This is a genomic window from uncultured Gimesia sp. (genome assembly GCF_963976445.1).
Lineage (GTDB): Bacteria > Planctomycetota > Planctomycetia > Planctomycetales > Planctomycetaceae > Gimesia.
Genome location: NZ_CAXBKP010000020.1, coordinates 58,079 through 77,657 on the forward strand (window position 1 = coordinate 58,079; position 19,579 = coordinate 77,657).

The window sequence follows — 19,579 nt, forward strand, 5'->3', positions numbered from 1 at the left end:
TTTTTATGACGCGAGAAATTCGTTCCACTCAAGACCGAAGGTCTCTGCGACGGCATGATTGGTGATCTGCCCTTGATGGATATTAACTGCTGTGAGTAATCCCCGATCTTGAGCGCAAGCTGCTTCCAGCCCCAGATTGGCCAGTTTTAATGCATAAGGCAGTGTCACATTGCAGAGTGCATAAGTACTGGTGCGTCCCACAGCACCGGGCATGTTGGCAACGCAGTAATGCACAACGCCATCTACAACAAAGGTCGGGTCTGAGTGCGTTGTTGGGCGTGATGTTTCCACACAGCCTCCCTGATCGACGGCAACATCAATCAACACGGCTCCCGGCTTCATCATTTTCAGAGCTGACTCAGGAACCAGGACGGGCGCTCTCGCTCCAGGAATGAGTACTGCACCAATCACCAGATCGGCCAATTCCAGTTCCGCTCGAATATTATGTCGATCGCTGTATAAGGTATTCACGTTCGCAGGCATGATATCTTCCAGATAACGCAGCCGATCCACGCTGATATCCAAAATCACGACATCTGCCTGAAAGCCAGCCGCAATCTGAGCTGCATTTTTTCCAACAACCCCTCCCCCGAGAATGACAATATGGGCAGGAGCGACGCCCGGCACTCCTCCTAATAAAATCCCGCGTCCCAATTGAGGTCGCTCCAGGTATTTGGCTCCTTCCTGAATGCTCATTCGGCCGGCGACTTCACTCATGGGTGTCAATAACGGTAATTGTCCGTTCCGCCCCTCCAGTGTTTCATAGGCAACCGCTGTTGCTCCCGTTTCCATAAAACCACGCGTTAATGCTTCGTCGGCTGCGAAGTGAAAGTAAGTAAACAGCAGTTGCCCTGGCTTCAACAACCCCCATTCTACCGGCTGGGGCTCTTTGACTTTGATTACCATATCGGAGCGCGCAAACACTTCCTCAGCAGAAGCTACGATTTCAGCCCCATTCTCTTCATAGAGCTCATCAGAAATCCCGCTTCCCAGACCGGCCCCCTGTTCCACCAGCACGGTATGTCCTGCAGCAGTCAGTTCCTCTGCTCCCACCGGTATCAGAGCAACACGATATTCATCCTGCTTGATTTCACGAGGCACCCCAATAATCATGATCTTCTCCCGATTACATGTAATATCGCCGACAGCTATGATACGATAATGCTATTATACGTTACCCTTACAATAGTATTCGTCTGTTTTCACCAGCAGGCTTGAATCATAACCTGTAGGACCATTTGTCGGCAAACCGACTCCAGAAATAACAACAGAGACAGAACAGTGACCGCACAATTCACCGAAGCTCAAAAAACCGCAGCAAAACATTTGATCAAATTGAGTCTGGAAGAAGACCTGCTACAAACGGGAGATCTGACCTGTCAGGCACTGATCGATAAAACAGACCAAGCAGAGATCCAGATTGTTGCCCGACAAACGGGGGTCCTGGCTGGCTCTCCGATGACATCTCTCATCTTTTCTGAGCTGGATCCGGAAGTGGTCTGCACAGATCACTTGTCTGATGGAGATCCTCTGGAGCCTGGCTCGATCATCACCACATGTGCCGGCCCCCTTGCCTCAATCCTGATTGGCGAACGAACGGTGCTCAACTTCCTGACGCATTTGTGTGGAGTTGCTTCTCTGACCTCCAAATACGTGCAGGCCGTTCAAGGAACCAAAGCTGTGATTCTGGACACGCGAAAAACGCTTCCTGGCTGGCGTGTCCTCGAAAAGTATGCGGTGGCAGCTGGCGGAGGAACCAATCATCGGATGGGCCTGTATGACGGCATTTTGATCAAAGACAATCATCTGGCAGCCTGGGCCTCTCGAAATTCACACCCCTCGATCGCCGCCGCCATCAGACAGGCACGGGAATCTGTCAACGGAGAAAAAGGCATTGAGGTCGAAGTCGACACTCTTGACCAGTTGGCAGACGCATTGCAAGCGGAACCTGAAATTGTTCTCTTGGATAATATGTCCCCGGAAACGATGAAACAGGCTATCCAAATCCGAAATGTACAATCGCCGAAAACACTGCTCGAAGCCTCAGGAGGTATCAACCTGGAGACCGTTCGTGGTGTCGCAGAAACGGGGGTGGAACGAATCAGCGTGGGAGCACTCACACATTCCGCGATCGCTCTCGATTTAGGGTTCGATTGGAAACGTCGCACCTGATGTTGTCTCTGCTATTGAATTACATACTTTCACAAGTTTCAGTTTAGATTTCTGCTCATGAAAAAATCGGCTGCACAGGCCCCTGCCAGTTCTCTTTTCGAGGATCGCCCGATCGTCATGCGCGGCGCACTCGTCTGGTTGTTGCTATTCTTCATCACTTTCATCAGTTTCACACTTCCCAACAGTAATCCTGCCACAAGCCGCTGGGATGTGTTAACACATCTACCCTTTCTGTTACTGGATCTGGTTGATCCACTCCCCGTAGAAAATCCGCATCCGTCAGGCTGGGCTTATTTCCCACAACGTTTTCCGTTGATCGGGATTGCGCTGGTCATTCTCGCAGGAGCCTGGGGATTGGGTCAGATCATCACCAGGTTGATTAAAATCCCACTAGCGCCATTTTCAGCAGAGCGAACCGTATTCGCTTATGGAGTGGGACTATCCGCTGTCTCACTGCTCACATTGGGAGGGGGACTGCTCGGCATCTTATCCCAATGGCTCTGTTATTTGGTACTGATTTTGTGCGCAGTCACTGGAGCCCTTTCCGCATGTAGTGAGTCGAAATCGAAAACGGGTACTGCGCTGCCCTTGAAAATGACTCTGCCAGACACCATCACGCATGAAATGTTATTTCGTACCGGTTGCTGTCTACTGATTACCCCGTTTGTACTCAGCATGTTTCTGGGATCCATGTTACCCTCAACGGATTTCGATGTATTGGAATACCACTTTGGTGGACCGAAAGAATACTACCAACAAGGCCACATCGGCTTTCTGTCACATAATGTTTATACTAGTTTCCCTTTTCTGACAGAGATGTTGATCCTACTGGGGATGACGCTCAAAGCCGACTGGCACGTAGGCGCTCAAGCAGGAAAGCTGGTCCTGATGAGTTTTGCTCTGTTTACGGCGCTCGGCGTATTTACTACAGCGCGTCGCTGGTTTGGTTCAAATGCGGGCTGGTTGGCAGTAACGGTCTTCCTGACAACTCCCTGGACCTATCGGATGTCGATTATCGCTTATACCGAGGGAGGACTTTCTTTTTACCTGATAGCCAGCCTGCTCAGTTTGATCCTTACGATACAGGTACTCAGAACCTGGTCCGCGCCAGTAGACGAATCGATAGAAGCGAAAGAGTCACGCTCAACATTATGGAGCTATGCCTGTCTGACCGGTTTGTTATCTGGATCTGCGATGGCCTGTAAATACCCGGGCGTCCTGTCGGTCGTGATTCCTCTCGGCCTCACATTGCTGGGCTTCAGTTGGTGGCTGCTGAAAGAAGAGAAGCAATTACGAATATCTATCACTCTCAAGCTGGCAGCCATCTTCTCTATCGGAACGCTACTCGCCATTGGTCCGTGGCTGTTGAAAAATATCGTGGAGACAGGCAATCCCGTCTACCCGTTGCTCTATTCTGTTTTTGGCGGTGTTGATTTGAACGAACAACTCAACATCAAATGGAAAGGCGGCCATAGCCCCCACTCGCATGAATTGACTGATCTGGGAAAAAAACTGATCGATGTGACATTGAAAAGCGACTGGTTGAGCCCCCTGCTATTCTGCTTGGCGCCACTGGCATTCCTGAAACGGCAGCAGCATCGCCGCTTGATCTATTGGCTGTGGATTTACGTTGGATTCCTGTTTCTCTCCTGGTGGGTGTTTACACATCGCATCGACCGGTTCTGGGTTCCCATGATTCCCGTGGTTGCAGTTCTGGCCGGTATCGGCGCGACCTGGAGTTCTAAACGAATCTGGAATATCAGCCTGTCAATCGCCATTCTGTTCGCCTCACTTTTCAATCTCGGCATCGCTACCAGTGGCCTCAGTGGTTACAACGCGTATCTGGACGATTTGAATTATGCCCGGAAGTTTGCGCTCTCAATAACCGGTCCCGAAATCATGCAGTTGAACCAGATGCAGCTCGGGCCAAAGCAGGTCGTTCTTTCCGTAGGTGACGCAGAATTGTTTTATGCTGAGTTCCCTGTAATCTACAGTACGGTTTTTGATCACGAGGTTTTCAAGCAATGGACGGCAAAAGCGGAACTAGACGTTCCTGACAGATTACTCTCGATGAAGACTGCTAGTGAAATCAGAGAAAAATTGAAAGCAGAGCATATCGCCTACGTCTATGTCAACTGGGCGGAAATGCTTCGCTACCGGCTTTCCTATGGTTTCACCGATTACGTCACACCGGTACGCTTTGGACAACTTGTAAAAGAAGGCGTGCTGAATCCACCACTGCCAAACCGGTTCAGTTATCGAAAATTCGATTCATTCCGGGAAGACGAACAAAAAGAAATATTGGCATGGGCTCCGGAACTGCTTGTTGAGCGAGAAGGCGAGCGCTACTTCGTCACAGCGCAAATCTTTCCGGTGGCTCCTTGAGCAGATGATTCCCTGAAGCCAATTAACCTACGGGGGACTCAAAATCATAGAGTTCCCGACGGGCGGAGCGGAGTGCACTTCCAAAATCAGGAATGATAATGTCGCTGTCATCCAGATTCTGATAACCGCGGGGTTTACTCTCCAGCAGACAAAAACGCTCTAATTCATCGATATGAATGGTCTCTTGATTGATGGCTTCTGCCAATTTTAGATCTGACGTGTTCATATTCTACTCCCTTCTGATTCCTCGTGTGAAACTGATCGCCTCACAATTCGCATCTCGCATTTTATCGATCTTTTCCACAAATTCCTACAAAATTCTGACTAGTCACTTCATTTTTTGTGGCTAAAACGCCTCAAAAGCATGATATCAAAGAACATATGACAAGGTACCCGCCGGCCTGAACACCCAAATTTGAATCGAACCTTTCCTGATTCTCAACGGTCCAAGGGGCGGGCATTGACCATCGGCACCGGGAATTCAATAATGGTCAAAGCAAACCCTATTTTGATTTACAGTTACTATATTTGAGCCAACTATGACAACCAGCTTATCGAACGTACCTGATTCTGCAGGTCGATTTGGAGAATTCGGGCGCCGCTTTGTCCCTGAAACATTGATGCACGCCTTGGAAGAACTCACCCAGGAATATGAGAAAGCGAAGCAGGACCCCAGCTTCCAGGCCAAATTGGACGACCTGTTAAAAAACTATGTCGGTCGGCCCAATCCGTTATATTTTGCCGAGCGTCTGACTGAACACTGTGGTGGTGCCAAAATTTACCTGAAACGGGAAGACCTCAATCACACCGGCGCCCACAAGATCAATAACACCATCGGACAAGCCTTGTTAGCGATGAGGATGGGTAAAAAACGAGTGATCGCAGAAACAGGGGCCGGCCAGCACGGCGTCGCCTCCGCGGTCGCATGTGCCCGCTTTGGACTCGAATGCATTGTCTATATGGGCGAAGAAGATATTCGCCGTCAAAAGCTCAATGTGTTTAATATGAAAATGATGGGCGCAGAAGTTCGCGGCGTGACCAGCGGTTCACAGACTCTACGCGACGCCGTCAACGAAGCGATGCGTGACTGGATGTCGAGCGTCGAAACGACTCATTACATTATCGGCTCAGTCATCGGCCCTCACCCTTTCCCAATGATGGTTCGCGATTTTCAATCTGTCATCGGTAAAGAGACCCGTGTCCAATGTCTCGAACAAACGGGAAAACTTCCAGATCAAATCATCGCCTGTGTGGGAGGCGGCTCCAACTCCGCGGGAATGTTCTATCCCTTTATTGACGATGAATCTGTAAAACTGACCGGCGTGGAAGCAGGCGGAAGAGGCCCTGAGCCAGGTGAGCATGCCAGTACACTCAGCTACGGTGCGAAAGGAGTCCTGCACGGCAGCTTTGGATATGTTCTGCAGGATGACGATGGGCAAACGCTAGACGTGCATTCGATTTCGGCAGGTCTCGATTATCCAGGAGTCGGCCCCGAACACAGCTACTGGAAAGATTCAGGCCGCGTCAATTACACGGCGATCACCGACGACGAAGCATTGGAAGCCTTCCAGAGTATGGCAAAGCTGGAAGGAATCATCCCTGCGATTGAATCATCACACGCCATCGCCCAGGCATTGAAAATCGCCGGTGATGCCAGCCCCGATGAAATCATTGTCGTCTGTTTGTCAGGCCGAGGTGATAAAGACGTGAATGAAGTCGCCCGCCTGATTGGGCGGGATATTTAGTTTTTGGCGTCCCAGACATCGTTAACAGAACCGCATCCTCTCTTCTCATAACAGTATTGCAGTGAATCGTGACAACATTAATTTCTGAGAAATTTGCGCAGTTAAAATCGGAAAGCCGCATGGCATTCATGCCTTTTATCACAGCCGGTGATCCTGATCTCGAAACCACAGTCGCCGTGATCAAAGAACTGGCCCAGCGGGGCGTCGATCTGATTGAGATTGGTTTCCCTTACAGTGACCCCATTGCAGATGGTCCGGTGATCCAAGAGTCTTACACCCGCGCATTAAATAATGGCTTTCATGTGCACGACCTGTTCGAAGCGTTAAAAGCCCTGTCGGCAGATTCTTCTGTTACCTTGCCGCCTCTGGTGGGCATGGTGTCTTACGCGATTATCTTTCGCTATGGCGCTGACAAATTTCTTCAGGAAGCAGGAACAGCCGGTTTTTCCGGATTGATTGTCCCTGACTTGCCCGGCGATGAAGCCCCGGAATTCGCCGAGAAAACAAAAGCTGCTAATGTTGACCTGATCCAACTCATTTCACCGTTGACGCCGGAAGATCGCGCGAAACGTATTGTCCAAGTCGCCAGTGGATTTCTCTATTGCATCTCGGTTGCCGGGACAACCGGTGTTCGCGATGAGCTTCCCCAGGAATTAACAGCACATCTGGAATCGTTACGAAACCTGACAGATCTGCCGCTGGCCGTTGGCTTTGGTATCAGTAAGCCTAAACACGTCAACACCCTGCGCGGCAAAGCAGACGGTTTTATCATTGGTTCCGCCATCGTAAAGCAATTCGCAGCGTTTTCTGATCCCAGTCAAACTGCTGACGCTGTGATTGCTGCGATCGGAGATTACGCCAGTGAAATGGTAGCAGCGACGAAGGGTTGATCCCGACTCTCTCAATGACTCAGGATTTCTTTCGCGTGCCTGTCTGCTTGCGTACAAAGGGATAAAACCAGACCCCATAAGGCAGATAATCAGGCACGATAAGTTTCTGCAGTCGCTTTGCCTTCGCCAGTTCCCAGCCAAATTTGCCTTCCAGTAACTCCGCGGGCACTCCTGCAGCTGCCGCATGTTTTTTGCTAACGGGAAACGAGTCGATGATCTCCACCGTCCCGATCAAAACACCGGTGGGAAGTTCGTCTACATCGATTCCGGCCTGCTCAGCAGCTTGCTCCGCATGGGCTGTTTTAGCCAGCTTCTTCGATGCATAAACATAAATCGGCCCGCGAATTTTTGTCTGGCTGGAACGAATTTCGATCGTTTTGACACCACGCAGAATCAGTTCCGCCCAGGGTTGCCTGATTCCCAATGCAGGCAGACCTATGTCAGGATGTTTGATTGCTTTAGTCATCGCAGGCTTAGACTTCAAAAGATTGTTGATAGTGGGGGATAATCGGCTCCAGATCACACTCATCACGAATTAGAGCCGCCAGTGCTGCTGCCGATTCCGGCTCGCCATGCACGAGAAAAACCTGTCCAATATTCCCCTGTTTTGCCGATTGCTCATACCACCATTTAAAATCCACAACGTCAGCATGACCAGACAGCCCACTCAGTTGAACCACCTTGGCTTTGACATTGTAATACCGATCAAAGATTTTCACTTTGGGATCCCGCTGCTGTAAACGTCGCCCTAAGGTATTCGCAGCCTGGTATCCCATCAATACAATGGTATTTTCCGCATGTTCAATACCATTTTTCAGATGATGCCGCACACGACCGTTTTCGCACATTCCACTCCCGGCAATAACGACAAAGGCCCCTTCCCGCTTATTGAGGGCAATACTCTGTTCGCGCGTGGAAACATAGTCGAGTAATGCAAACCCGAAGGGATCTCTGTCGGCTTCCATCATCTCCTGAATCTCATCATCCATTTCTTGTAGATGATGCCGAAATACAGAAACTAATCTTGTGGAAAGAGGACTGTCAACAAAAATGGGAATGTGAGGCAGGCGTTTCTCGTTATACAGTTCATTCAGAAAATAAATGATCTGTTGTGTCCGCCCCAAACTGAAAGCAGGAATAATCACGCGTCCTTCAACACGGTAGGCTTCATCAAGAATCTGGTACAGTTCCTCTTTGATATCCGATGCCTTTTCATGTACGCGGTTTCCGTAGGTGCTTTCTGAGATTAAGATTTCGCAACCTTCAATCGTCTCCGGATCTCTGAGCAATGGCAAATTCCGTCGCCCCAGATCACCTGTGAAAACAAGGTGCCGCCATTCCCGTTGATCTTTGATTTTCATCTCAATGATGGCGGAACCCAGAATGTGCCCGGCATCCAGAAAACGTACTTTGACATCGTCTCCTAATTCATGCCATTCATGATATTCCAGTCGCTCAAATAATTTCGCGACCCCATTCACATCATCTTCTGAATAGAGGGGCTCAATCGGCGGATGCTTCTCTTTTAGTTTTTTCGCAAGATATTTCGCGTCTTCTGCCTGAATTCGTGCACTGTCTTTCAACATGACCTCAGCGATATCTGCTGTCGCAGAAGTACAAAAAATCGGCCCGCGAAAGCCTTTGCTGTAAAGCCGTGGCAGGTTGCCACAATGATCCATGTGCCCATGCGATAAGAAGACAGCATCTACCGAATCCGGCGGATAAGCAAACCTGCTGTTTTTTAAATACGATTCTTCACGATGCCCCTGAAACAAACCACAGTCCAGTAAAATTCGTCGTGAGTCGGTCTCAATCAAGTGCTGGCTACCGGTCACTTCGCCGGCTGCTCCAAGAAAAGATATTTTCATCTAACGTTTTATTTCCAGACATAAAAAGAAACAGGAGAACTCTTAAAGAAATGGGAATAGATCTCAGCCAGTGCAGGCATCAGGTTGAAGAAGACCGATTAGACGATAATTTCCTGCTCGTTCTGAGAGGTGGTGGCTGTCCGTTCGGAGATACTGTAGGAATCCTGATGTCGGCCGGTATAGGCGACAATGAGCTCAGCCAGTAAACCGAGACTGATTGCCTGGCCTCCCAGAATCGTTGCCGCTATTGAATAGGCCAGCAAGGGGCGATTCCCTATCGGTCCCAGTTCCAGTCCAAAGGCATTGGTCAGAATCCAAATAAATCCGAGATAGCTCAAGCCTAAGAAACCTAATAAGAGACAGCTCAGACCAATCGCACCCAGCATGTGTTGAGGACGCTGTCCGTAACCGGTTAAAAACCGAACCGTTAACAGGTCCAGAAACCCTCTCAAAAATCGACGGACGCCATATTTGGAGTACCCGTGCTGGCGTTCCCGGTGATGAATGGGAATTTCTGTGACCTTAAAGCCACGCGCGTCCGCGAGGACCGGGATAAAGCGATGCAATTCGCCATAGATGCGAATCTCGGCAGCGACATCCTTACGGAATAGTTTCAAGCCGCAGTTATGATCATGCAGCTTAAGGCCGGTCAGCTTGGCGATCATCCAGTTGAATACCTTACTCGGATAAACTTTATGCCAGGGATCTAGTCGTCGTTCTTTCCAGCCGTTAACAACGTCATAACCTTCATTCAGTTTTTCCAGAAACCGGGGAATTTCTTTGGGATCATCCTGCAGGTCTGCATCCATCATCATAATCACAGACCCTCTTGCCGCCCGCATACCTGCCGTCAGTGCCGCTGCCTTGGCAAAGTTTCTGCGAAAACGAATCCCCGAAACTCGCTCATCCTTTGCCGACAATCCGGAAATAATCTCCCAGGACCTGTCGGTCGAACCATCGTCGATAAAGATCACTTCCAGATCGATATTATGGGTCTGACTTGTGTCACAGATTTCCTGATATAGTTGTGGCAAACTTTCGGATTCATTCAATACAGGAATCATAATAGAGAGCACGGCGAAGACCTTTCTCGCAGCGGGAAAACAATAGCTGAGTTAGTTTGTATCAGGAGACGTTTCTTTTTGCGACGAAGCTGGATCATCGCCTGAACGACTTCTGATAACATAGTATAAAACAAAAGCAGCCAGAATTTCACTAGCAAACGAAACGATTCGGATCAATAACGCAGCAACAAAGGCATTCACTGGTCCAATTGCCGGTGAGCCGGCAAGAATTGCCGCAATCAACGCTTCTCGCACCCCCAACCCAGCGGGTGCAAACAACGCGGCAAAACCTAGCGAGAAGGCAGCCGAAATCGCAGCCGTCCAGAGAGGCCACTCCTGCCAATTCAATCCTGAATTACCCAGAGAAGCAATGACGAACCCTAAACTTAATCCATGTAACATCCAGCTGAGTAAAAACACAAACACGCCTACGTAAAGTAAACGGATCGATATAGTAGGTCTTGGTTCTGCAGCAGATGCTTCCACCTCGGATTTCGTAATTTTTTGTGAAAACAGATTCAGCAGTCGCGACACCAAGGGTAAAGAGACGAACAGGGCAAACAAAAACAGAATCGGGACCAGCAGTGGCCGGGCTTGAATCGCCTGAATCCAGGCAGGCCATTCGGCGATTTGTTCGGCATTGAACACATAAGGTACTAACGCCAGAAAGACGACCAACCCCACGCCCATTACCGCCAAGGTCTCGTAGGCGGCCGTCAAGGCGGACACGGAAACTCGCACGCCAAACTCTTTTAATAATGTCGCTCGAATCAATAGCACGGACACTTTACCGGGAATGTACTTTCCCAAGTGACCACAGTAGTAGGCTCGGGCGGTGGGCCAGAAACCTACTTGTTCTCCTGAAGTGATCATCAATCGCTGCCAGAACCAGACAGACGGCAACCAGGCCACGAAATTGCAGCACCCCGCCAGAATCAGCCACATGGGTTTAATCTGGATTTCGGTAAGCGACTCACTCTGCTCCTGGTAGAGCTGATACCCCTGTCTCCCAACAAAATAGAGAACCAGTGCCAGCAACCCCCATTTGATCCATTTCCAGACTCGAGCCGAGACCGATTTCGAAGCAGGAATGGCTTGTACGTCAGACATAAACAGAATGTGTTTCGTAAGAAAGTATGAGACTGAAAAACGGTTGAGTTGCGTGACTAGCTGATACCGCTTTTCGCTTTTTCCTCTTGGGCTTCAGAGAATAATTCTTTAACCGATGGGCGTCGCAAAACCAGAATCGTATAAATTCCAAGAATCGTTCCGATGGGAAATATCAGACATTCGAGTACCGCGATGATGAGACAATACTGATAATTCTCGTATCGCGCCAATGACTGTCCTGTCAAAATAATACAGAATAAAACCACGACTCCGATTAAGAACAGGACAAAACCGAAGCCCAGTAGTAAACCGACTTGAACTTCCGGATTGGATTCCTCGAGCACTTTTTGATAATCACGTACCATCTCGGAGGTGACTTTATAAAAGTAGAACGAAACAAATACATTCACAATCCCATAAACGATTTGCAGTTTTGACAGTAACTGCAGCTGTCGTTTGTCGCGTTCCATAACCTCAGGCCCATTCAATGCGGTTCTGTTGGAAAATTTTAATTCTATCAAACTGATTGAGTATTCTGAATTGATCGTGATCGCGTTCAGGGAACCGTTTCTGTTTCTACGATCGGAATCGGCTGTGCTTTACCAGATTCGCGGAATGTACCAGTCTCCAGAAAACGCATCGTACAAGCAATGGTGTCGGAATCACTCATCATAAAAGAATGTAACACCGGCAGTAAAACATAGTCGGCAGCACCTGGTAAACGCGTGCTGCTGACGCCTACTGTCCCGTCGTTATCTCCACGAATCAGCGGATTATACCCCTTCAAGGCATTCCGTCCGCCCGCCACAATTCCGAAAGAAAAAGGAGGCGTCGGTAGACTGGCGATAAAATCACTGTTGGCTTCGGTTACCAGTTGCTGACCTGCCGGGCCAAAGATGACTTTAAATAACAGATTCGAGCGAAACCGGTCTGCCATGTTCGCCCCCCGGTTCGGCACGCCCAGCATAACCATCCGCTTGATTCTGGGATCGACGTCCGTTTGCTGCGCCAACCAGGATCGAACCACCAGCCCTCCCATGCTGTGTACCACCAGGTCGATCTCATCGACGCCTTCCAAGGAGTTAATCACCTGTTCCAGATATTTTGCATTCTCCGGAATTGTGCGTTGTGTACTGGGATAATCAAAGGGTACCACCATTCGACCGGATTGCCGACAGGCGGCCTTTAATTTCTCAAATGATTTGGACGAGCGAATGATACCGTGAATCAATACGACGGCTTTCCCCTGCATCGGTTTAAGCTGATTTGCTGCCTTAATTTCTTCCAACCGAGCCCGACATACTTCCAGTGTCCCACTCGCATGACGCTGATCTTCTGCATTCAGCAGCCGATAATGCTTGCTGATCACATTTTGCTGAATTTTCCAGCCTTGATAAAACTGCACATCACCCCAAAACTGACGACCGCCCAATGTTTTCATAGCTAGTATTTCCCTTTGAATCTCCTCGATTTTCCTCTTTGTAGCCGAATCTTCAGCCTCTTCTGCCCCACATAAGACAGGGAAAAACCCCGACAAAACGAGTCCCGTCCAGATAGTCAGCAGGCGTTCTACCTTAGCAAAACGATCATACATCAAAAAATGCTCGATCCAAGAGGTCTTAGAAACACGAGAAAAAACGATTCCGAGCGAAAACGCGACTCATTTCACGCCTTCCGAGGTATCAGTCTGGGACACTTATCAAGTAAAATCCTACAGGGCATTGTATCGATTCATCGAATATATAAAATGCCTTTTAATGAAGTCTTCTATTTTTTTAAGATGGCCCCGCCGATCAATTTTGGACTATGATCCGGCAGAGGAATGCCAATTACTTTGAATATCAGAGATTCCCCCAAAAGGATAGTTTTTAGTATGGATCAGCAAAAAACGTTAGCAGACAACCCCTTACTGGTTTTAGAGGGCCTTCCCCGTTTTGATCAGATCGAACCGCAACACATCGAGCCTGCCGTACAGGCGTTGTTGGAACAATCAAATGCCGGAGTGAAAAAGATCGAAGAACAGGCAGAACCATCCTGGGAAGGTCTGATGCAGCCGCTAGAAGAGTTAGACTACCCCTGGGAACGATCGTGGGGAGCGATCGGACATTTGCTGGGCGTAAATAATACACCCGAACTGCGCGAAGCCTATGAAGGTGTGCTTCCGGAAGTGGTTGCTTTTTCACTGCGTATCAAACAAAGCAAGCCAATCTATGAAGCTCTGAAAAGCCTGCGCGATAACAGTGAATGGAATGAGCTCAATGACGCGCAACGCAGGATTATCGAAAAACGCATTCTGTCAGCGGAACTTGCCGGAATTGGTCTCTCAGGAGAACAACTCACCCGGTTTAATGAAATCGCAACAGAACTGTCTCGCCTGGCAACCAAGTTTTCGAACAACGTTCTGGACGCGACAAAAGCCTTTTCGTTGATTATCACTGATGCCAATGATGCAGCAGGATTTCCAGACAGTCTCAAACAACTGACGGCACAATCCTATAACAGCTGGGAAGACAAAGAGGCCGACACCGAAGCCACTCCTGAACAGGGCCCCTGGAGGATCAGTCTGGATTTCCCCTGCTTCGGCCCGTTCATGCAACATTGTAAAAATCGGAATCTGCGCGAAACAGTGTATCGTGCTTTTATCACACGTGCCTCTGAAGGAGACGTTGATAATACGCCATTGATCCCACAAATCCTGAAGCTGCGCAAAGAAAAAGCACAACTCCTCGGCTATCAGAATTTCGCAGAAGTGAGTCTGGCAGAGAAAATGGCTCCCAGCATTGATGCAGTCCTGGAAATGGAAGAACGACTCCGCACTGCTTCATGGGACGCAGGTCAGCAGGATTTAAAAGAACTGCAAGAATTTGCTGCAGAGCAGGGAGAAACGGAGCCGATCATCCAATGGGATTTTGCATTTTGGTCCGAACGACTGCGAGAAAAACGTTTCAGCTACACCGATGAAGAACTACGCCCCTATTTCTCTCTGGAAAAAGTCCTGGATGGCCTGTTCCAGCTGGTGAATCGAATCTTTGGCATTACCGTCACCTCTGTGTCAGAAGAAATCCCTGTGTGGAATCAAGATGTCCGCTATTTCAATATTGCAAATGAAGCAGGTGAACCCATTGCCGGATTTTACCTCGACCCTTATGCACGCCCCGCAGATAAACGCGGAGGTGCCTGGATGGACGATTGCCTCGGCCGTAAAATTGTTGCAGGGAATGTGCAAATTCCGGTCGCACATCTGGTCTGCAATTCGACACCGCCTGTGGGAGACAAGCCGTCCTTGATGACGTTCCGCGAAGTCGAAACGCTCTTCCATGAATTTGGACATGGCTTACAGCACATGTTGACCACGATCAACGAAGCAGATGCTGCCGGTATTAATGGTGTGGAGTGGGATGCCGTCGAACTGGCGAGCCAGTTCATGGAAAACTGGTGCTACCATAAACCGACGCTACTGGGCATGGCCAAACATTACGAAACCAGCGAAACGTTACCGGATGATTTATTTGAAAAAATTAAATCAGCACGTAATTTTCAGGCAGGAACACAAATGTTGCGTCAAATCCAATTTGGTGTTATCGATCTGAAACTGCACAGTGAATTTGATCCGGATGGCTCGCAAACCGTCTTCGATGTCCAGCGCGAAGTCAGCCAGACAGCATCGATACTGCCAATGCTCCCGGATGATCGTTTTCTGTGCTCCTTCCAACACATCTTTGCTGGAGGATATTCAGCCGGTTACTTCAGCTATAAATGGGCGGAAGTTCTTAGCGCCGATGCCTTCAGTGCCTTTGAGGAAGCAGGCCTTGATAACGAACAGGCTGTAGCGGAAACGGGAAGACGTTTCCGTGATACGATTCTCGCTATGGGCGGCAGCTGCCATCCAATGGACCTCTTTAAAGAGTTCCGCGGCCGTGAACCCAGCCCTGAACCACTGTTACGCCATACAGGACTGCTATAAAACAGTCTGATTCTGATGTCGCAGCACAGGCTCATTGCGTCTGTTTCCCCACTCTGGAAATGACGCATTGAGGCACTGTGCGTTGCGTTTTCAGATTCCCAACCCCCGAATGTGTCTCCAGATGTTCGTGCTGGATGCACAGTGACAGTCGCTGAAAGCTGAATAATTTCAGGCGATCCATTGAGCGAAATCCCCTATTGAAGGGCCTCCACCAAAATGCTTGCAGGAAATAAGTTCGACTGATATGATCCTGCCGACTCAGCAGCAGTATTTACCTGCATTATTGACTTAAACAAGGACGGCACTTAGATGGCACATCAGCTTGAGCAGGCGATTAAGGATAAAACTGCAATCATTGGTATTATCGGCTTGGGATATGTAGGACTTCCCCTGATTGATGCCTTTGTGAACAGTGGTTTCAAAGCAATGGGTTTCGACGTTGATCAAAACAAGGTCGACCAACTGCAGGCCGGTAAAAGCTATATTCAACACATCCCTTCAAAAACAGTTTCCGGCTGGCTGGAAAAAAAACAGTTTGAATCAACCACCGATTTATCACGGATGAAAGAAGCAGATGCACTGTTGATCTGCGTTCCGACCCCGCTGACCACCAGTCGCGATCCTGACTTGAGTTATGTTGAAAACACAGCAAAAGCCATCGCCGAATCATTACGCCCCGGTCAACTGATCGTATTAGAGAGCACAACCTACCCCACAACAACGCGGGATATTCTGCTGCCGATTCTAGATTCCAAAGGCCTCAAGATCGGCGAAGACTATTATCTCGCCTATAGCCCGGAACGCGAAGATCCCGGCAACCCGGATTTTTCTGCGGCCGGAATCCCCAAAGTGGTTGGCGGTATGGAAGAAAACAGTTTACGGATCGCGGCTGCCTTGTATGAACATGCAGTGGTAAATGTGGTTTCCGTTTCCTCACCGGAAGTCGCTGAAGCCTGTAAAATTCTGGAGAACACCTACCGCGCAGTAAATATCGCGATGGTCAACGAACTCAAAACATTATTTGACAGAATGGGCATTGATGTCTGGGAAGTCATCGATGCAGCGAAAACTAAGCCTTTCGGGTTCCAGGCCTTTTATCCCGGCCCGGGATTGGGAGGACACTGTATTCCCATCGATCCGTTCTATCTAAGCTGGCTGGCACGCAAGGAAGGCCTCACCACACGTTTCATTGAGTTAGCGGGGGAAGTCAATACTCGTATGCCACGCTACGTGATTGATCGATTGGCCGAATTTCTCAACGAGCAGAGTAAGCCGCTCAAGGGAAGTAAAATCTGCATGCTGGGCGTTGCCTACAAAAAAGACGTAGACGATCCCCGTGAGAGTCCTTCGTTTCATCTGTTAGACCTGCTGCTCGAACGAGGCGTGGATTTCACTTATAATGATCCACACATTCCAAGTCTTCCCAAGATGCGTCATCACAATGTTCCCGCAATGGAAAGCCAGGAATTAACGCCCGAGTATTTGGCAGCACAAGATTGCGTGCTGATCGCCACCGATCACAGTGCCTATGACTACGACTTTATCGTCAAACATTCAGGCATGATTCTGGATACGCGAAATGCGACAAAGAATGTCACACAGGGGCGAGAGAAAATCTATAAAGCATAGACAGAAACGAAATCACAACAGCCCGGTTGATCACTAACCGGGCTGTTTTTGTTTGCATGATGCTCTTTAAATCAGGCAATAATCTCTCCCAATGCCTGTTGCTGCTGCTCAAACTGCTCAGCGGTCAAGATGGGCGTCAGACTGCTGGTTGAATATTCCTGAGTCAATTCAACCCAACTTCGGCAACCACCGTAGTGCGTTTCATTTTCCATCTCAAACGGTTGAGGCAGTTGATAAGCGCGAACCAGTAATACAAACAAGCCGGTTTTTTTATATTCAAACCGCTGCTGAATCGTTTCCTGATTTAATACCTGGATCGCATTCAACAGGGGAAGCACTGACGGTTCTTTGATTTCTAAAACTTTGTCAACCACGGCATATAACGCCAGCATGATTTTCCCTGAAGCGGGCTCAATTGCAATCGGTGCCTGGAGCAAATCGCTGGATTCCGGCTGCAGCTGCTCTGCCCCCTGATGAAAACGCGTCGGAAAGAGCCAGAACTCGCGATGGTCAACGCGGAAGCCCTGTTCCCCTTCGTGAATGCCCCCTTTGCGAACAATCACTGTCTGCCTGCCCTGCCCTAACGCAGCGCAGCCAGCGCCCCATTCTTTAAATGCAATTCGATTCTGCGCCAGCATATTTCTACCAGTCAATTGAAAACTGTATTTTCATTATTTCTTCGAACGTGGATTTTGCATCCAATACAGATAACCGTCTTCGGCACCGACGATCAAATCACGAATCCCGTCCTTGTCCCAATCGACCGTGCAAGGGCTACTGGTATGTCCGGCCAGCTTTCGTGAACTGAGGGGCCCTTGGTTTTTCAAGACGACTTTTCCATCAACGGTTTTTTCATTGTGAAAAAGGTTGGCATTCATACTGTTGACGAGTAGATCCAATCGTCCGTCGCCATCCCAGTCGACCACATGCAGTTTATAACGCCCACTGCCGCCGGCCCGTTTGGGATTCAGTTGAATCGGTTTGAGAGACTCATCCACAAAAATTCGCTGGCCGGGCAACAGCTTAAGTTCTTTCCCATCTCGAACGCGCTCAAAGAAGGCAATATAACCTTCATGATCCAACATCACCAAATCGGTAAGACCATCCTGATTGAAATCGACGGCAACCGGAGTCGTTCTCCACTGTGTCGCCAATTGATTCCCACGCGGATTCCACCAGTTCCAGGCTGGCTTGGGGGCAGTGCCCTTCCATTCCACATCCACTGTCTGCGCGGGAGCGAGCTTCGGTTCTTTCCGCGTTCCAATATTTTCGTACCAGAGAATTTCTCCCCAGATCGAATTCACCAGTAAATCAGGCAGACCATCTTCATTCCAGTCTGCAACAGTCTGGGTCGTGTAGCCCCACTTCGCTTCACAGGGACCTTGAATCGAACCATTGGGTCCTGCCTGAATCCGAATTGGTCGGCCGCCTGCCTCCAGATAACGAGGTGCAGCCAGTTTCGGTGACTTTGAGTTTCCATCCAAGTTCTCAATCAAACCAATATAACCAGCGGTATTACCACAGATCAGATCTTCATCCCCGTCACCATCCCAGTCATAGGCGTAAGGTGTTGCCAATGCACCAAACTTAACTCCGGCTGCTTTTTGCCGGAAATAACGAGGTGGAAGAAACTGAGGCAGCCCTCCCAGCAGTTCGCCAGTATTCTCCATGAACGCAACGCGTCCATCCTCATCACCAATCACCAGATCCGTATCGCCATCCTGATCCCAGTCAATCGTAGCCGGCACAATCATCTGAAGATCCATCTGAAAAGGCTGCCCATTATTAGCCAGACGACGACCGGCCACGTAGCGAGGTGCAGTTCGCGTTCCTGTATTTTCAAAATAAGTTAATTGATCTAGAAATTCGCCACAAAGCAGATCCAGATCACCATCATGATCAAAGTCGGCAAAATTGGGAGAAGGCCAGCCAAACACTTCCAGAGGCTGATCTCCGACCTTGATCTTGACGGGCTTTTCATAATTGGGCTTTTCATCCGTACCAGAATTCTTCAGCACATAAACTAAGCCATGCAGCGGGCCGTTGGTCCACTGCCCCTGTTCGTTGTAGGCGTCGTCCCACCCGTAGTCGCTCCAGTCGCCGACCCCCACAATCAGGTCGTGACCCTGATCGCCATCGTAATCAACATAGTACCATTGGTTCGCACGCACTTTTTTCCCATGCACGTTTCGGTCGACGGGCAACGAAGTCAGTTTATCAAAACCCTTCTTTTTGAAATCGACCACTTCCCGCCCTGAAACTAAAACACGAGGAGCTCCATTAACCGATGAGAGGCAAGTATTATGATAGCCTTTCCCCAGACGAACCCCCGGCTCAAAGACAGGCATTTTCTGTTTACCATCTGATCGATTTTCGAAGAAATAAGTCCCATTGGATGGTTTGTCTGGACAGGAAACCAGCAGATCCATATCACCATCGCCATCAAAATCCATCGGAAGTGGCCAAGCCCATAGCCCTACGCCCAAATCGACTTCAAGCTCCGGATTATGGTAGGTTAATTGCTCTAGCTCTTCCGCAGGCAAATACGATGCACTTGATAAAACCAGGATAGTGAAACAGAGAGTTGAAAGGGTTCGAAACAGACGTTGAGCGACCATAATAGAATTTCCTAAAACGGAATGAGTAGTATCGTTCAAAAAGCAGGGACGTGCTATAATCTCAAAAATTTATGACTTCCTCTATTTAACTCGAATACTTGGGAAGAGTCCAGTCGTTCAATTCCGTACAGATT

16 protein-coding genes are annotated in these 19,579 nt (G+C 49.0%); 6 read left to right on the forward strand and 10 right to left on the reverse strand.

The genetic code is table 11. From position 1 onward, the window contains the following. Positions 1-3: 3 nt before the first annotated feature. A complete protein-coding gene (gene ald, locus AAC022_RS19550; RefSeq protein ID WP_339733695.1) occupies positions 4-1,113 on the reverse strand; it encodes an alanine dehydrogenase in 1,110 nt (369 codons plus the stop codon). A 168-nt stretch (positions 1,114-1,281) separates the two neighbouring features. Between ald and nadC the strand changes: the two genes are divergently transcribed. Continuing rightward, positions 1,282-2,172, forward strand: coding sequence for a carboxylating nicotinate-nucleotide diphosphorylase (gene nadC, locus AAC022_RS19555; RefSeq protein ID WP_339733697.1), 891 nt, complete (start codon positions 1,282-1,284; stop codon positions 2,170-2,172). Positions 2,173-2,229: 57 nt separating this feature from the next. Next, a complete protein-coding gene (locus AAC022_RS19560; protein ID WP_339733698.1) occupies positions 2,230-4,557 on the forward strand; it encodes a hypothetical protein in 2,328 nt (775 codons plus the stop codon). 22 nt (positions 4,558-4,579) lie between these two features. Here AAC022_RS19560 and AAC022_RS19565 read toward each other — a convergent pair whose 3' ends face one another. Beyond that, on the reverse strand, positions 4,580-4,783 hold the full coding sequence (locus tag AAC022_RS19565; protein WP_339733699.1) for a hypothetical protein: 204 nt from the start codon (positions 4,781-4,783) through the stop codon (positions 4,580-4,582). Positions 4,784-5,096: 313 nt separating this feature from the next. On the opposite strand from AAC022_RS19565, the gene trpB reads away from it, so the two are divergent. Both trpB and trpA read left to right on the forward strand, forming a co-directional pair. After that, positions 5,097-6,302: a tryptophan synthase subunit beta gene (gene trpB / locus AAC022_RS19570; RefSeq protein WP_339733700.1), complete on the forward strand. Its 1,206-nt coding sequence runs from the start codon at positions 5,097-5,099 to the stop codon at positions 6,300-6,302. Positions 6,303-6,370: 68 nt separating this feature from the next. Continuing rightward, positions 6,371-7,192: a tryptophan synthase subunit alpha gene (trpA, locus tag AAC022_RS19575; RefSeq protein ID WP_339733701.1), complete on the forward strand. Its 822-nt coding sequence runs from the start codon at positions 6,371-6,373 to the stop codon at positions 7,190-7,192. A gap of 19 nt (positions 7,193-7,211) precedes the next feature. On the opposite strand, the gene AAC022_RS19580 is transcribed toward trpA, so the two are convergent. The 6 genes from AAC022_RS19580 to AAC022_RS19605 all read right to left on the reverse strand — a co-directional run bounded on the left by AAC022_RS19580 (position 7,212) and on the right by AAC022_RS19605 (position 12,675). Beyond that, positions 7,212-7,658 (reverse strand): ASCH domain-containing protein, encoded by a 447-nt coding sequence (locus tag AAC022_RS19580; RefSeq protein WP_339733703.1) that lies wholly within the window; start codon positions 7,656-7,658, stop codon positions 7,212-7,214. Positions 7,659-7,665: 7 nt separating this feature from the next. Continuing rightward, positions 7,666-9,060: an MBL fold metallo-hydrolase gene (locus AAC022_RS19585; protein WP_339733704.1), complete on the reverse strand. Its 1,395-nt coding sequence runs from the start codon at positions 9,058-9,060 to the stop codon at positions 7,666-7,668. A gap of 98 nt (positions 9,061-9,158) precedes the next feature. Continuing rightward, positions 9,159-10,136, reverse strand: a complete 978-nt coding sequence (locus AAC022_RS19590; protein WP_339733705.1) for a glycosyltransferase family 2 protein — start codon at positions 10,134-10,136, stop codon at positions 9,159-9,161. 39 nt (positions 10,137-10,175) lie between these two features. Beyond that, positions 10,176-11,234: a lysylphosphatidylglycerol synthase transmembrane domain-containing protein gene (locus AAC022_RS19595; protein WP_339733706.1), complete on the reverse strand. Its 1,059-nt coding sequence runs from the start codon at positions 11,232-11,234 to the stop codon at positions 10,176-10,178. 56 nt (positions 11,235-11,290) lie between these two features. Further along, positions 11,291-11,704, reverse strand: coding sequence for a hypothetical protein (locus AAC022_RS19600; protein ID WP_339733707.1), 414 nt, complete (start codon positions 11,702-11,704; stop codon positions 11,291-11,293). Between the two features lie 86 nt (positions 11,705-11,790). Then, positions 11,791-12,675 (reverse strand): alpha/beta fold hydrolase, encoded by an 885-nt coding sequence (locus AAC022_RS19605; RefSeq protein ID WP_339733708.1) that lies wholly within the window; start codon positions 12,673-12,675, stop codon positions 11,791-11,793. A gap of 432 nt (positions 12,676-13,107) precedes the next feature. Between AAC022_RS19605 and AAC022_RS19610 the strand changes: the two genes are divergently transcribed. After that, positions 13,108-15,198, forward strand: coding sequence for a M3 family metallopeptidase (locus tag AAC022_RS19610; protein WP_339733709.1), 2,091 nt, complete (start codon positions 13,108-13,110; stop codon positions 15,196-15,198). Positions 15,199-15,507: 309 nt separating this feature from the next. Next, complete coding sequence (locus AAC022_RS19615) at positions 15,508-16,827, forward strand: nucleotide sugar dehydrogenase (protein WP_339733711.1); 1,320 nt, start codon at positions 15,508-15,510, stop codon at positions 16,825-16,827. A gap of 71 nt (positions 16,828-16,898) precedes the next feature. Here AAC022_RS19615 and AAC022_RS19620 read toward each other — a convergent pair whose 3' ends face one another. After that, complete coding sequence (locus AAC022_RS19620) at positions 16,899-17,465, reverse strand: DUF1802 family protein (RefSeq protein WP_339733713.1); 567 nt, start codon at positions 17,463-17,465, stop codon at positions 16,899-16,901. A gap of 33 nt (positions 17,466-17,498) precedes the next feature. Then, positions 17,499-19,445: a VCBS repeat-containing protein gene (locus AAC022_RS19625; RefSeq protein WP_339733715.1), complete on the reverse strand. Its 1,947-nt coding sequence runs from the start codon at positions 19,443-19,445 to the stop codon at positions 17,499-17,501. Between the last annotated feature and the right edge of the window lie 134 nt (positions 19,446-19,579).

Coding starts and splice junctions, on each gene's coding strand:
- ald (WP_339733695.1), bottom strand. CDS start 1,113: ATGATTATTGGGGTGCCTCGTGAAATCAAGCAGGATGAATATCGTGTT.
- AAC022_RS19560 (WP_339733698.1), top strand. CDS start 2,230: ATGAAAAAATCGGCTGCACAGGCCCCTGCCAGTTCTCTTTTCGAGGAT.
- AAC022_RS19565 (WP_339733699.1), bottom strand. CDS start 4,783: ATGAACACGTCAGATCTAAAATTGGCAGAAGCCATCAATCAAGAGACC.
- trpB (WP_339733700.1), top strand. CDS start 5,097: ATGACAACCAGCTTATCGAACGTACCTGATTCTGCAGGTCGATTTGGA.
- AAC022_RS19580 (WP_339733703.1), bottom strand. CDS start 7,658: ATGACTAAAGCAATCAAACATCCTGACATAGGTCTGCCTGCATTGGGA.
- AAC022_RS19585 (WP_339733704.1), bottom strand. CDS start 9,060: ATGAAAATATCTTTTCTTGGAGCAGCCGGCGAAGTGACCGGTAGCCAG.
- AAC022_RS19595 (WP_339733706.1), bottom strand. CDS start 11,234: ATGTCTGACGTACAAGCCATTCCTGCTTCGAAATCGGTCTCGGCTCGA.
- AAC022_RS19600 (WP_339733707.1), bottom strand. CDS start 11,704: ATGGAACGCGACAAACGACAGCTGCAGTTACTGTCAAAACTGCAAATC.
- AAC022_RS19605 (WP_339733708.1), bottom strand. CDS start 12,675: ATGAAAACATTGGGCGGTCGTCAGTTTTGGGGTGATGTGCAGTTTTAT.
- AAC022_RS19610 (WP_339733709.1), top strand. CDS start 13,108: ATGGATCAGCAAAAAACGTTAGCAGACAACCCCTTACTGGTTTTAGAG.
- AAC022_RS19615 (WP_339733711.1), top strand. CDS start 15,508: ATGGCACATCAGCTTGAGCAGGCGATTAAGGATAAAACTGCAATCATT.
- AAC022_RS19620 (WP_339733713.1), bottom strand. CDS start 17,465: ATGCTGGCGCAGAATCGAATTGCATTTAAAGAATGGGGCGCTGGCTGC.
- AAC022_RS19625 (WP_339733715.1), bottom strand. CDS start 19,445: ATGGTCGCTCAACGTCTGTTTCGAACCCTTTCAACTCTCTGTTTCACT.